The 13,965-nt window shown below is 34.8% G+C and carries 16 protein-coding genes and 1 pseudogene; 4 read left to right on the top strand and 13 right to left on the bottom strand.

What is annotated here, in order from left to right; all coding sequences use genetic code 11:
• Positions 1-108: 108 nt before the first annotated feature.
• The 3 genes from nfsA to HRG09_RS22765 all read right to left on the bottom strand — a co-directional run bounded on the left by nfsA (position 109) and on the right by HRG09_RS22765 (position 1,984).
• The gene (nfsA, locus tag HRG09_RS22775) at positions 109-843 is read right to left on the bottom strand and encodes an oxygen-insensitive NADPH nitroreductase (protein ID WP_174103079.1); all 735 of its coding nucleotides are present in this window, start codon (positions 841-843) and stop codon (positions 109-111) included.
• Positions 844-972: 129 nt separating this feature from the next.
• A complete protein-coding gene (locus HRG09_RS22770; RefSeq protein WP_174103078.1) occupies positions 973-1,290 on the bottom strand; it encodes a magnetosome magnetite crystal formation protein family in 318 nt (105 codons plus the stop codon).
• A gap of 112 nt (positions 1,291-1,402) precedes the next feature.
• On the bottom strand, positions 1,403-1,984 hold the full coding sequence (locus HRG09_RS22765; RefSeq protein WP_174103077.1) for a YdcF family protein: 582 nt from the start codon (positions 1,982-1,984) through the stop codon (positions 1,403-1,405).
• A 180-nt stretch (positions 1,985-2,164) separates the two neighbouring features.
• On the opposite strand from HRG09_RS22765, the gene HRG09_RS22760 reads away from it, so the two are divergent.
• Positions 2,165-2,842 carry a DUF421 domain-containing protein gene (locus tag HRG09_RS22760; protein WP_174103076.1) on the top strand — a complete coding sequence of 226 codons (678 nt, stop codon included), beginning with the start codon at positions 2,165-2,167 and terminating at the stop codon, positions 2,840-2,842.
• A 19-nt stretch (positions 2,843-2,861) separates the two neighbouring features.
• On the opposite strand, the gene HRG09_RS22755 is transcribed toward HRG09_RS22760, so the two are convergent.
• Both HRG09_RS22755 and HRG09_RS22750 read right to left on the bottom strand, forming a co-directional pair.
• A complete protein-coding gene (locus HRG09_RS22755; protein WP_174103075.1) occupies positions 2,862-4,217 on the bottom strand; it encodes an MATE family efflux transporter in 1,356 nt (451 codons plus the stop codon).
• Between the two features lie 99 nt (positions 4,218-4,316).
• Positions 4,317-5,150, bottom strand: a complete 834-nt coding sequence (locus tag HRG09_RS22750; protein WP_174103074.1) for a MerR family transcriptional regulator — start codon at positions 5,148-5,150, stop codon at positions 4,317-4,319.
• 284 nt (positions 5,151-5,434) lie between these two features.
• On the opposite strand from HRG09_RS22750, the gene HRG09_RS22745 reads away from it, so the two are divergent.
• On the top strand, positions 5,435-6,592 hold the full coding sequence (locus HRG09_RS22745) for a cation:proton antiporter (RefSeq protein ID WP_174103073.1): 1,158 nt from the start codon (positions 5,435-5,437) through the stop codon (positions 6,590-6,592).
• A 173-nt stretch (positions 6,593-6,765) separates the two neighbouring features.
• On the opposite strand, the gene HRG09_RS22740 is transcribed toward HRG09_RS22745, so the two are convergent.
• The 7 genes and pseudogenes from HRG09_RS22740 to HRG09_RS22710 form a co-directional block, all read right to left on the bottom strand.
• On the bottom strand, positions 6,766-8,121 hold the full coding sequence (locus HRG09_RS22740) for an aspartate aminotransferase family protein (RefSeq protein WP_174103072.1): 1,356 nt from the start codon (positions 8,119-8,121) through the stop codon (positions 6,766-6,768).
• A 187-nt stretch (positions 8,122-8,308) separates the two neighbouring features.
• Positions 8,309-9,859 (bottom strand): solute symporter family protein, encoded by a 1,551-nt coding sequence (locus HRG09_RS22735; protein WP_174103071.1) that lies wholly within the window; start codon positions 9,857-9,859, stop codon positions 8,309-8,311.
• Positions 9,860-9,861: 2 nt separating this feature from the next.
• Positions 9,862-10,200: a DUF485 domain-containing protein gene (locus HRG09_RS22730; RefSeq protein ID WP_174103070.1), complete on the bottom strand. Its 339-nt coding sequence runs from the start codon at positions 10,198-10,200 to the stop codon at positions 9,862-9,864.
• A gap of 188 nt (positions 10,201-10,388) precedes the next feature.
• Positions 10,389-11,017: pseudogene (locus HRG09_RS22725) on the bottom strand (sterol desaturase family protein).
• Positions 11,018-11,101: 84 nt separating this feature from the next.
• On the bottom strand, positions 11,102-11,395 hold the full coding sequence (locus HRG09_RS22720) for a cytoplasmic protein (protein WP_174103069.1): 294 nt from the start codon (positions 11,393-11,395) through the stop codon (positions 11,102-11,104).
• Positions 11,396-11,414: 19 nt separating this feature from the next.
• Positions 11,415-12,047: a LysE family transporter gene (locus tag HRG09_RS22715; RefSeq protein WP_174103068.1), complete on the bottom strand. Its 633-nt coding sequence runs from the start codon at positions 12,045-12,047 to the stop codon at positions 11,415-11,417.
• Between the two features lie 141 nt (positions 12,048-12,188).
• Positions 12,189-12,917 carry a YqcI/YcgG family protein gene (locus HRG09_RS22710; RefSeq protein ID WP_174103067.1) on the bottom strand — a complete coding sequence of 243 codons (729 nt, stop codon included), beginning with the start codon at positions 12,915-12,917 and terminating at the stop codon, positions 12,189-12,191.
• A gap of 269 nt (positions 12,918-13,186) precedes the next feature.
• Between HRG09_RS22710 and cspB the strand changes: the two genes are divergently transcribed.
• Together cspB and HRG09_RS22700 are read left to right on the top strand one after the other, a co-directional pair.
• Positions 13,187-13,384: a cold shock-like protein CspB gene (gene cspB / locus HRG09_RS22705; RefSeq protein WP_003196492.1), complete on the top strand. Its 198-nt coding sequence runs from the start codon at positions 13,187-13,189 to the stop codon at positions 13,382-13,384.
• A 120-nt stretch (positions 13,385-13,504) separates the two neighbouring features.
• Entirely contained in the window at positions 13,505-13,753 is a 249-nt protein-coding gene (locus HRG09_RS22700; protein ID WP_174103066.1) for a DUF2564 family protein, read from the top strand.
• Positions 13,754-13,782: 29 nt separating this feature from the next.
• On the opposite strand, the gene HRG09_RS22695 is transcribed toward HRG09_RS22700, so the two are convergent.
• Complete coding sequence (locus HRG09_RS22695; RefSeq protein ID WP_174103065.1) at positions 13,783-13,959, bottom strand: zinc-finger domain-containing protein; 177 nt, start codon at positions 13,957-13,959, stop codon at positions 13,783-13,785.
• Between the last annotated feature and the right edge of the window lie 6 nt (positions 13,960-13,965).

Raw genomic sequence — 13,965 nt, 5'->3', positions numbered from 1 at the left:
CAGCTATGCTAAGGTCTTTTCACTTCATTCTTTTATGTTTTTAAAATATAGGAGCGTTTCTTTCTCTTCTCCCTCATCAAACAAATGGAGTTGATTAATGATTTCAACTTATCGTTTATTAAGCCCTCTTTTAATCAAAAACTCCTTCATATGCATTCGCTTCTCTTTTGACATGAAAGCGCTCATTGATCCTGTCCATGTTACATCTTTTTGATTCGTAGATCTTCCCTTATAATATTCATTCGTTGTTCTATCATATTCTTCTAGTAATTCATCATATTTATTTTCGTCATATGTGTTTTCATGTAAAATCGCTTCAACTGATAAACGCGGTTTCACTGCATGACTTTCATTAGGTACTCCAATCGTCATTCCAAACACCGGATACACTTTATCTGGCAGATGAAGCAAATGACTCACTTCTTCTGGGTTGTTACGAATTCCACCAATATAACAAATACCGTATCCTAATGACTCTGCCGCAAGCGCTAAGTTTTGTGCAAATAACGATACATCTACTGTTGCTACAATAAAATCCTCTACAGTATCACTCTTTATCTCCGCTCCATGTTTCTCACATGCTTTTTCTAAACGCTTTAAATCTGCACAGCAAACAAAAAATGCTGCGCAATCCTTCACATGACGATTGCCCGATAGCTCTGCTAGTTGCGCTTTTAAATTTTCATCTGTAATATACATAACTGAATACGCTTGAACAAAATGTGATGAGGCCGCGTGCTGCGCTGCTTGTACCATTCTTTCAACTATATTCTTTGGAATTGATTCATTTTTATATTTACGAACTGATGCATGTTGTTCCATCTTATGTATCATTTCATTCATACTTTCCCCACCCTTTATAATCTGAATACTCAATAAGTAACACATTCTTTTCCTACATACAAAGGATATGCTCATCGGGAAATAATCATACAAAAGGACCAATCTTTACGATTGATCCTCCTGCACATATTAAGCTGTTCTCAATACTTTAATACCTTTCACAATATTCCAGATGAAATAATAGATTCCTACAATTGCAAAGACGACATATGTTACAACAATTCCAATTCCAACACTCGTAGATTCTCCAAAACTTAAACCAAACACACCCGAAAGCGCCAGTCCACCAAACAAAATTACAAATGGGAAAACGTGTGTCCACAATGCTTTTTTCGCATGATATTTCACGTCATCTTCTGCAATAAAATAGACGATAATTGGAAATAGAAATGGCGCAAAGAAAATGCTAAAGTAACAAATTGAAGATAAAATATTATTGCCTTTCATACGATTCACCTCTAAAGTTTCGTTGTTTTTGTTACCTTTATTATGTCATGCAACTACTTTAGAAACTATCGCTTTACCTTTCACTCAGATTACACTTTTGTAAGATTTATCGTCATATTCGATTTAATAACCAATACTGTGTAATCGCAAAATACTCCCTCACATTTGACTGAATAATAATCGGTTTAGGTGTTTTCGCAGAAAGCCCCTCTACCTTCAGCCCTTGTTTTTCAGCAATTTTTTTGGCCCGAAACATATGAAAATCATTTGTAACAATCATCCCTTTTTTCTTATTTGCTGGAATAAGTGCCTTTGAAAATTCAATATTCTCGTCTGTATTTGTTGAACGATCTTCCATAATAATTCTTTGTTCTGCAATATCCTGCTTCATTAATCCTTGTTTCATAGCTAGCGCTTCGGAAATATCTTCTCCTTTTCCTTTCCCGCCAGATACAATCACAATCGTCTGTTCATGTTTCTTTAAATATTCCGCAGCTTTATCGATGCGATATTGTAAAGAATAGGAAGGCTTCGTTCCTTTCACCTTCGCACCTAAAAGAATCATGTAGTCTGCATCATCTGGCGCTTTCATATGCCCATGCTTATAAATGTTATATTGTAAAATACCCATATAACCTACTACAATCATAATTAAAATTAAGCTATACTTAATAATTTTTTTCTTCTTTAACATCTACACATACTCCTATTTTTTTCTATATTCCCATCATAATATCCACTTGTTTATTTGTACATCTCAACTTTCCGATTTACCCTTATTTACCCTAAAAAGGTAATATTTACAATAGATATGGGAATATTGAATAACGTATACACAATTTACATCATGAATTTTATATAAGAGGTGCAGACATTGATTGCTTTTTTATGTAATGTAACATTCTTTTTTTTATTGTTTATTATAGCGATTAAACTATTAGGAAAATCAGCATTGGCACAGCTTACACCACATGATTTTGGTGCCATTATTTTTTTATCCTACCTAGCATTTCAAGCTATACCAGTCGATGGGATATGGGAAGGTATAGTTGGTATGGTTGTTATTACATGTCTTCACCTTTTCATTACGAAACTTAGTTTACTAAATAAGCTCAATCGTTTTATCCTAGGGCAGCCTACGATTCTAATTAAACATGGAAATATCCTATTCGAGAACTTAAAACAAAGCAGATATCCAATAGCTGAGTTGCTTTCTAACCTTAGAGTAGCGGGATATCCTAGCGTAAATGAAATCGAATATGCGATTTTAGAAGCAAATGGTGCTATTAGCATTTTACCTAAAAGGGAACTTGTTCCTCTTACTCCTAAAGATATGCATATGGATGTTACATATGCCGGTCTACCAATCGCCCTTATTGTTGATGCGCATATCCAATATGATAATTTAAGATTAATCCATAAAAATGAGAAATGGCTCCGTAATGAGTTGCTAAAAAAAGGATTTGAAGACATCCAAAACATTGCATTTGCTTCTGTTCAAGAAACAGATGGCTCTTTTACAGTTAGCTTAAAAAATAAGAAATCCCCTTAATTTATTAAGGGGATTTCTATCATACTACATGCTCTCTTTCTACATGTCGTACTGATACAGGATGAGAAACACGATTCATTCCAAATACGATAATCGCTGTTAATAACTCTGCGACTGGCATTACAAGCCAAATTCCATTTACACCAAACAACTTTGGCATAATCAATAAGAGTGGAATAATGAATAATAAACCACGGCTCAAAATAATAAAGACGGACTTTCTTGTTTGTCTCACCGATTGGAAATATTCTCCGTATACAATGTTATAACCTAAAAATACATATTGAATAAAGAAAAGACTAATTCCCGTTACAGTTAGTGTAAGTAATTCTGTTGATTGGACATCAAATAGACCGATAATGTATTTCCCAAAGAATAATCCAATCACAATCGCCACACATCCAAGTACAACAGCTATTTTTACCGCAAAGTGTAATCCTTCTTTCAACCGTTCAGGTAAATTTGCCCCGTAATGAAAACTTGTAATTGGTTGTAATGCTGCTCCAACGCCAAAGAACAACAATAGTGTCATCGAGTGAATACTATTGACCATTGCATATGAGGCAACACCTAATTCTCCGGCATATTGAATAAAGGCTATATTAAATCCAATTGTTACAATTGCTACTGTTATTTCTGCGGTGAAACTTGGAAAACCAATCACCATAATTTGTTTAACTGTATTCCATTCAAAATGAAATTTCGTCCATTTTAAAATACTACTTTTTCTAAAGAAATGACTTAGTAATACAAGAAAACCAATTGCTGCTGATAAGATAGTCGCTGCTGCTGCCCCTGTTACGCCCCAACCAAATATAAAAATAAAGATATAATCAAATACAATATTTAATAACGCTGTTACAACAAGCCCCGCCATTGCTAAATTTGGATTTCCATCGTTTCGTATAAATGTACTTAAAATATTTTCTAATACGTATATCATTCCAAATGTTAATAATACAGTTAGATAGTCTAAGGCATACGGCAAGATTACTTCATTTGCTCCAAATAAATAAGCTAAATCTTCTATTCTCCATAAACAAATAGCCATTAATAAACCAACAATTACAATAGCTACTATCATAGATTGTGTAAAGATTGATCTTGCTCGCTCTATTTTATTTTCACCTAATGCAATGGAGTATAGTGTAGCCCCGCCCATTCCAATCCACAACGATATAGAGAAAAAAATAGAAAAGGCTGGGACAGCAACGTTTACTCCCGCTAAGCCATTCGCTCCGACGCCCCTACTAATCATAACGGCATCGATTACAATATTCACCGACATTAATACCATTCCAAGAACCGCTGGTATTAAATAAGATATAAATAAACTTTTTATTGGTTTTTCTCTTAATTTCTCAGTTGTTTCCATAACAAAATGCTCCTTTACAATTCTCTGTTCACATTTTAAACCTTCAAGTTACTTGAAGGTCAAGCGAGAATTTAATATGCATTTTTGTTATACAACCTTTTATTCCTTTTTTATTACCGGAATTTGTATCTCTGTAACTTGCTCTTTTGGATTCTCTGTCACAGACCAGTCAATTAAAGCGAGCTCAATTGCATCTCCAGACACTTCATATCCTTTTTCCTTAATATCCATTAACAGATTCTTGTAAGTTCCATCCGTTTCTTCATATGGTCCATGGTGAAAAGAGCAAGCGAACATCCCTTCTTTAATTTCCTCTGAAGTAGTAATTTGAAACGGCATATAGTCAAGAAGAATAAAAACACTATTATATGATTGAAATTCATTTTGAAGTAACCCTTCTTTTGACACTGTCACACCTAAATCTCCTGAAAATAAACTATCATCTATTTGCTTCATATTTTTTTGAAGTGAGTGGATATAGTACTCAAACATATCATCTGTTATATTCGGTGCGATAGCTAACGCTGTAATTTTTCTCTTTGGTAATTTCTTAAATGTCACATGATTTGCTTTTGAAGCAGTAGCTTCTTTCATCATTTCAATTTTATGATTCATTTTTGCCAATGCATAGTCAATTTCCCTTTGTTTCTTCAACATCAATTCTTGCTGTTTTTCCAGCAAATTTAAAGCATAAGATGGATTTCTCTCATCAATATACGTCTTGATTTCTTTCAAAGAAATATTTAATTGACGTAAAAATTTAATGGTATCCAAAAGTGAAAATTGATCGATCGTATAGTACCGATAATTTGTTTGTGGATCAACAATGGATGGATGAAAAATACCTTTTTCATCATAATAACGTAACGTTGATTCCGCAATATTATGCATTTTTGCCATTTCCCCAATTGTAAACCGTTGATTGAATAACATATTTCCTTCTCCATTTCTTTCAAATAGATTTATTTCTTCAAACAATTTTTCTTATCCTTCATTATATAGACGTATATTCCTAATTCAAAATGAATCATCCTATTAAAATCTGCCAATTTAACATTGATTTTTCTTGAAATGTATTATATATTTATTACAGGTTCAAATTACAAGTTCAAAAGACCTTGTATAAAGACCTCTTGTTTAATGTGTGTTACATAGTTTTACATTAAGCAAATTCCGAGAAATCGTAATAATAAAACAAAAAGAAAAGGAGAGATGAGATGGAATTTTTCTTTCAAATTGCGTTAATTTTGTTAAGTACAAAAATTGCTGGTGACATTAGTGTTAGATTAGGTCAACCTTCCGTACTAGGGAAATTAATTGTTGGTATTGTAATTGGCCCAGCAGTATTAGGTTGGGTGAACAATTCAGATTTACTCACACAGTTAAGTGAAGTCGGGGTTATTCTCCTTATGTTTATGGCCGGCTTAGAAACAGACTTAAAAGAACTAAATGAAAATCGTAATTCTTCGTTAGCAGTTGCTATTGGTGGTATTGTCCTGCCATTTGCAGGTGGTTATGTTGCAGGTCTTGTAATAGGAATGGAACAAGCAAATGCGGTCTTTTTAGGATTACTTCTATGTGCAACAAGTGTTAGTATTTCTGTGCAAACACTTCGTGATTTAGGAAAAATGAAGACGCGTGAGAGTACAACGATGCTAGGCGCTGCTGTATTTGATGATATACTTGTTGTTATTTTACTAGCCTTCGCTATGAGCTTCCTAGGATCAGCTGATGTAAGCTTAACTATCATCATCTTGAAAAAAGTGGTCTTCTTCGCAGCTATTATCTTAATTGGCTGGAAAGGCGTTCCAATGATTATGCGCTGGTTATCACCACTACGTGTATCAGAATCTATCATTAGTGCAGCTCTTATCATTTGTTTCGCTTTCGCATACTTTGGTGAAATTCTAGGAATCGCTGGAATTATCGGTGCATTCGCAGCAGGTATTGCGATTTCTCAAACAGATTATAAACATGAAGTAGAAAAGAAAGTAGAACCAATCGCTTATGCAATGTTCGTTCCAATTTTCTTTGTAAGTATCGGTATGAATATTACGTTTGCAGGTATTGGGGATAAAATTTGGTTTATCTTAGCATTAACAATCATTGCTGTCTTCACAAAACTAATTGGATGTGGTTTCGGGGCACGAATGACTGGATTTGATTTACAATCTTCGACAATCATTGGATCTGGCATGGTTTCCCGTGGTGAAGTCGCTCTTATTATTGCAGGACAAGGGCTTACTTCTGGACTACTAGCACAAGATTACTTTACAGCAATTGTAATTGTCGTTATTTTAACAACAATGATTACACCGCCAATGTTAAAATATTCGTTTGGTGTAAAAGATAAGCAATTAAAACAAAGTGCATAGTAACTGTCTAGCATACTAATTTCATAATATAAAAACGAGATGATTGTCTTCAAAAGACAATCATCTCGTTTTTTATTTATACAGGAAATAGGAATAGCGAACACGGTGTTCATTAGTAAAACAATACACGAAAAAGCGAGCCCCTATCCTCTTCGGCTCGCTTTTCTATTCCTTTATCCAATACGTTCCATCGCTGTCTTCAACGTCCCGACAACAAAAGCGATTTCTTCACTTGAAATAATAAGAGGCGGTGCTAAAGTTAAAACATTATTATAGCCTGCGGTTGTCATTCCATTACGTCCAATGATTAGTCCCTTTTCCTTACAAGCGTTCACTACACTTGTAATTTTAGTATTATCAATTGGATCCTTTGTTACTTTATCCCTTACCATTTCAATTCCAACAAGCAATCCTTTCCCTCTAATATCTCCAACAAGAGGATGATCGCCAATCTCCTCTTTTAACTGTTCTAATAAAAGGGAGCCCATTTGTGCAGAACGCTCAATTAAATTTTCATTTTCCATAATTTCTAAGTTTTTAAGTGCTAATGCACAAGCAGCTGGATTCCCGCCAAAGGTATTAATATGCCGGAAAAATTCATATTCTCCTGTTCCTTTAAATGCTTCATAAATTTCTTTTTTCACTGCTGTTGCTGATAATGGTAAGTATGCACTTGTAATTCCTTTTGCCATTGTAATAATGTCAGGATTTACATCATAATTCATAAAACCAAACGCTTTGCCTGTACGCCCAAAGCCACAAATTACTTCATCACTAATCAGTAATGCACCATGTTTTTGACAGATTTCATGAACAGCTTTCATATAATCCTGAGGCGGCATCAAGATACCCCCTCCTGTAATAATCGGTTCCATAATAAATCCAGCTATCGTTTCACTCAATTCCCACTTCATAACACGATCAATTTCTTTCACACACTCTACATCATAAATATTCTGTGATGCAATCTCTGGCATTCGGTAACAATCTGGCGGCGTCACATGTAAGAACCCTGAAGCAAATGGCTCATATTGATGCCTCCGCTGCGCTTGTCCTGTTGCTGCCATCGTCGCCATTGTATTTCCATGATAACCACGATAACGTGACAGAAATTTATAACGATGCGGTTCCCCTTTATTTGCATAATATTGCCTTGTAATTTTAAAGGCTGTTTCGTTAGCTTCCGATCCACTATTAGAGAAGAAGATAACATATTCTCCTCCAAGCCATTCATTTAACTTTTCAGCAAGCTGAATTGCCGGTTCATGTGATTGAGACATGGGAAAATATGATAATGTTTGCAATTGCTCATATGCTGCTTCAGCAAGTTCTTTTCTTCCATATCCACTATTCACACACCAAAGCCCACTCATACCATCTAAGTATCGTTTCCCTTCTATATCTTCAACCCAACACCCTTCTGCTTTTGCCCCAACCATCGTACTATTTGGACTAAAAGGGCGCATTCCATGCCACACATACTTTTCATCCTTTGCTAATAACGCATCTGTTTGCTTCGTTTTCACCATATATTCCACCTTCCAAACCAACTTATATTTCTTCAAGCTGTGCTGGTGCCATGATGAGATCAAACTTTTTCTCTATTTATTTTCATTCCACATGAACGAAACAAATCCTACCAACTGCAAGGTAATATTTTTAAGCAAAATTCCAAAATAAAAGAGCTCTCCAAAAACTGGAAAGCCCTTTTTCTTCTTAATGTGCAGACACATCACTAACTCCATGACCTGTGTTCGATTTGACAAGAATTTCATCAAACTTCGCTGCATCTTCTTTCTTACTGGAGAAGATTGTCCCTAAATATGCTGCTAAAAATCCAAGTGGAATAGAAATAATCCCAGGTGTTGTATAAGGAAATAAAGCTTCTCCAACAAAGATTGCTTTCCCAGCTTCAGGACTCCAAACATTCGGGCTTAGTGCAACTAATACGATAGCTGAGACTAAACCAACCACCATTCCGCAAATCGCTCCTGTTGTATTAAATCGTTTCCAATAAATTGTAAACAAAATAACCGGTAAGTTCGCACTTGCAGCAACAGCGAATGCTAACGACACGAGGAATGCAACGTTTAATGTTTGAGCAAATAGGGCTAAAATAATAGACAATACTGCTACTCCAATTGAAGCATAGCGTGCCATCGATACTTGTTCTTTTTCTGTTGACTTGCCTTTACGAATAATCTCATTATAAAAATCATGTGCAAATGCAGAGGCTGCTGTTAAAACAAGGCCTGCCACAACTGCTAAAATTGTTGCAAATGCAATTGCTGAAACGAAAGCAAATAAGAAATCTCCACCAAGTGCTTTTGCTAATAAAGGTGCTGCCATATTACCAGCTGAGTTTGCCTGGATAATTGCTGCATTTCCTACAAAGGCAGCTGCACCAAAACCTAAGAAAATCGTCATAATATAAAACGCTCCAATTAACCATGTTGCATATACAACAGACTGACGTGCTGTTTTTGCATCACGAACAGTGAAAAAGCGAACAAGAATATGAGGTAAACCAGCTGTCCCTAGAACGAGACCTAAATTTAAAGAAAGCGTATCCAATCCATCCTTATACTTCACTCCTGGATTTAAAAATGCTTCCTTTAAAGGTGTTGCGGTTTTCATCTGTGCAAACATTTCTGTTACGCTAAAATTAAATTTCGCAAATACGATTACTGAAATAATAAATGTCCCTGCCATTAATAAGACAGCTTTTACAATTTGTACCCAACTTGTCGCTGTCATACCCCCAAAAATTACGTACACTGTCATTAGCGTTCCAACAATTAAAACCGATGTTGTATATTCAATTCCTAATAATAATTTAATAAGTGCTCCTGCTCCTACAAGTTGTGCAATCATATAGAAAATTGAAATTGTCATCGTATTTAAAGCTGCGACTCCGCGCACCTTTTTCGCATCAAAACGTGCTGCAATCATATCAGCTAATGTATATTTCCCTAAGTTTCTAAGCGGTTCGGCAACAAGATATAATACAACTAAATAAGCAACAAGAAAGCCTATGCTATAAAAAAAACCATCAAATCCAGTTAATGCAATTGCTCCTGCGATTCCTAGAAAAGAAGCAGCTGACATATAATCTCCCGCAATGGCCAGACCATTTTGCCAACCAGTCAAGCCTCCTCCTGCCGTATAAAACTCGCTCGCATTTTTCGTCTTTTTCGATGCAAAGTATGTAATGACGAGCGTACCGAGAACGATAATCAAAAATAGTGCAAACGCCGTTACGTTCAAAATTATCCCCTCCCTTTCTGCATATCTTGAAGAATTTTTTGTGAAGCCTTATCGAATGATTCCGCTTTTTTGCTATACATCATACATAACACCCACGTCATAATAAATTGTGCAAAAGCAAAGATCCACGCCCACGTAACATCCCCAAATGCTAGTGTATTCAATACTTTGGAATAAGAAGTCAAAAGCGGTAAAGCAATAAAAAAGCTAAAAAAGAAAATACTCATCGGGACAATAAATTTCCGTTTCTTTTCTAGCAATGATTGAAATTCCGCTGACTGAACGACTTCTGTATAATTTACCTCGCTTTGTAACTTACGTGCTGAACTATCTCTTTTCACTTGCCCTCTCCCCTCTCCATCATATTTCAAATCCAATCCCTTCGCATAAAAAACTAAATTTTATAAATATTCAGAAACTTAAACTTAATTTTAGACAATCTCTCCTTCTCTGCAAAGATTTTTCGCTAGACATTTTTCGTCACATTTTTCCAATTTTTTAATATATTTTTGCAAAATAGAAACAACGTTCATCGCACTACTTCCTGATTTTTCTCTTTCTCTAGATCACGTGCCGTCCTACTTAATTCAACATCTTTTCCATTTTTATACGTACCAAATAAAAAATCATACACTGGGTTCGACACACCAAACCAATAATTTTCATTTTTATAATGATGCAAAATATGTGTTTTTTTAACCATCTACCAAAATGAATCAACGGACGAATTGGTCTATGCGCTATATAATGTTTCCATTCATAAACAAGCAGCATCACAATCATCCCCATTTCAAATGAAAGTGTAATGGTTACATGATTTGTCACTCCATACAGAATCAACAAATAACTCGCAAATCCCAGCATGCTATACCAAACTGGTAAAAATAATAGTTTTAAATCATCCGGATACACATGATGATCATAATGTAATCTCTTTAACATTTTCAGTAGAACTGGATTCTTAGGAGGTTTCATATGAAATAAAAACCGATGTGTCGTATATTCATTAATTGTATAAAAAATGATACCCGCAAGACATGATATAGCCGCTATTCCTGTAAATAATTGCATTTGTAAAATAATGATAAAAAGAATTAGTACTCCAAACATAATGATAATATCATGTTGTAAAAAGAATTCTTTCAACACTCTTTTCATTTATCCTGTGCCCTTTCTTCGAAGAAACAGCCGTAACATATCGTTACGACTGTTTCTACTTTATCTATGGTTATACTTCTTTCATTACAAATTTGCTCGCCGTTCTATTGTAGAGAAAAAATTTTGCGAACCTAATATATTTTGTTTCGGTATAATCTGTTCCACTGCGAAAACCGTTACTTCGCCCCTCTGTACCTCCCCAATAATAAGTCCAAATATTTCATGATTTACAGCAAATGTTGGTTGCTTTGTTTGAAGTAATCTTTCAATAGTTTGAAGAACGGCTTCATATAAAGGATTTCTATCCGTTACTTCCTTTCTAATTTTGGGTGCTAATGTAATAATAATTTCTTTTCCATTAACTGTGGTTCGATACATAGAAATCTCCCCTTCGGTCTCATATGAACAACTGTAACGCTTTATACGCAAAATGAATCGAATACCCAACTAAAATAAAACCAGCTCCCGCTGTAATATAACCGAGTGCCTTTGGCTTAAGCAATGTTCGTCCAAAATGAACAGAAAAAGCAATATTTAAATTCCATAAAATAATGCCTCCAATGATGCAGAGACTATATAAAAATGCTTCTTGTTTCGTTACCTTCGTAAGCAGCGAGCTAAGCGTACTCCCATATATACCAAACCAAAAGACAAGATTTAACGGATTAGATACTGCAATTAAAAATCCTGCCATAAAAGATTGACGAAGTCCACCTACCTCTTCTTGTTTATATTCCATATTTGAATGTAAAATTCCTTGTTTTACACTTTGAAATCCTAAATAAAACAATAAGAAAAAACCTATGCAATACATAAACGCTTGTACATATGTATACATAAATACAGAAGATAATCCAAAGTAAATAAGAAGCATAAATAAAATATCTGCACTCATTCCTCCTATCCCAACAAGCCAAGCATGCCAAAAGCCACGTTCAATCCCTCTTTTTAACATTTCAATATTAATCGGGCCTACTGGTGCAGCCAATGAAATTCCTAGTATAAATTGCTGTATAATCGCCCCAAACATCGCTATATCCTTTCTATATCTTTTTTACTATTAACTAATGAGAGTATTGTGAAAAATAGACTAGCTTTTATGAAAAATATACATATATAAAATGCCCTTTTTTATCCAAAATATGCAAATAGGCCGCTCCTTTGGCGGCCTTCATTTCTTTACTTTATGATAAAATGGACATTTCCCTTCTATTGGTTCAACGTCATCTCCAATAAAATATTGCTTCCACTCACGGTGATTCGGATCGCCATAATGACTAATATTCGGGTGTTTTGGCAATTGGTCCCACTTTTCAACCCGTTCTCTAACCATTTGTCTTGAGTACGAACCTTTAGGCCGATCTCCTTCTAGTCCATCAAAAATAATTCGTGGTTGAAATCCAATAATAAGTGAGTTCCCTAAATGTCTCGTTTTTCTTTGTTTATAAGCTGGAGCGTTTCCAAACGCAAACATTGGCTCTCCACCAAATGAAAATTCCCATAAATGATGATTTGGATTTTCTGGAATCTGCTTTGGCCATAATTGATTATCTTCTTCATGTAAATATTGTAGAACTTTCCAAAAATACGCTCGGTAATGTTCAAGTGAGCATTCTTCATGTTCTGGCTCAACAAAAAGAAAAAATCCTCTTCTTACAACAGGTCGTTCGTTCATCAACTGTAAAAAAGAAAGCATTGTCTGTGGTAGATGACTCCAATCATCATGAGACAAGAATGAGTAGCGAAGTTCATTTTTCTTTAAAGCTGTTAAACCAAAATAACAAGGGAAAGTTAGGTCCAATACAACATTAGAAAAATTCTCAAATTCTCGTGAAACCCATTTTGGTATATCTATCCTATTTTTCATCCCTTCATTATCTAATAAATAAGACTGATTCATTCTCTCACCTCATTATGTACAGCATTCACTTAAACATATTAAAAAAAGAGCTTGTCCTATACCATAAAAAAAACTTGCGTGAAAAATTATTTAAAAATACAAAAAGTTAAAAGCGCTTACTTGACTAAAATCTACCATTTCGTGTATATTAAAAATATCATTTAGCAGAATATTCGAGAATATAGCATTTTCAGTTTTATGAATTCGCAAATATTTGAAACGAACTTCACTAAATGAAAAAGTAATCGTTTTTTAGGAGGAATTGTAACATGCAAGGAAAAGTAAAATGGTTTAACAACGAAAAAGGTTTTGGGTTTATCGAAATTGAAGGTGCTGACGATGTATTCGTACACTTCACAGCTATTCAAGGGGAAGGCTACAAAGCTTTAGAAGAAGGTCAAGAAGTATCTTTCGATATCGTTGAAGGAAACCGTGGACCTCAAGCTGCTAACGTAGTAAAACTTTAATCCAACATATAACAGGAGGTTACCTTACTTGGTAACCTCCTTTGTTATTCCTTTGTATATTTCCTTTTTGCAGGGTAAAAACTATGTGAAATGTAACAGAATACAAAGGAGGAATCGATAATGGGTTCACACGTAAATGATTTTGAAGAAGTAAAATTCCGCGTAGAAACAGCACAAAAGATGGTAGGCTCTGCAACAATTACAATGGATCCTGAATCATTACAGCATGCGACAACTGCAGTCGAATCTGCACGCTCTCAACTTGAAATAATGAAATCTGTTGCAACAGATTTAGATGAGCCTTTTTTAATGAACGAAGAAAAAAAATTAAGTCTATGCGAACACCAATTGAAGGAAGCTAAGCATTAAAAACATCCAGAGTTATCTCTGGATGTTTTTTACGATAATCGCTCTCCATATTCTTTTAATTTCTCTCCCACAGTACACTGCCGAATGCAAAAAGAATGAGCATAATATTTGCTATGAGTTTTTCTGTAATGTTCCTGTAAAAAACACCCTTCACAATATGTTTCTAATAAATCATTTACCTCTGTAATGAGCTGCTTTTTATTCACCACTGC

Source organism: Bacillus sp. Xin1 (assembly GCF_013314535.1).
Taxonomy (GTDB): Bacteria; Bacillota; Bacilli; order Bacillales; family Bacillaceae_G; genus Bacillus_A.
The sequence above is the reverse complement of the archived record's forward strand: the minus strand, read 5'-3'. Positions and strand labels throughout refer to the sequence as shown.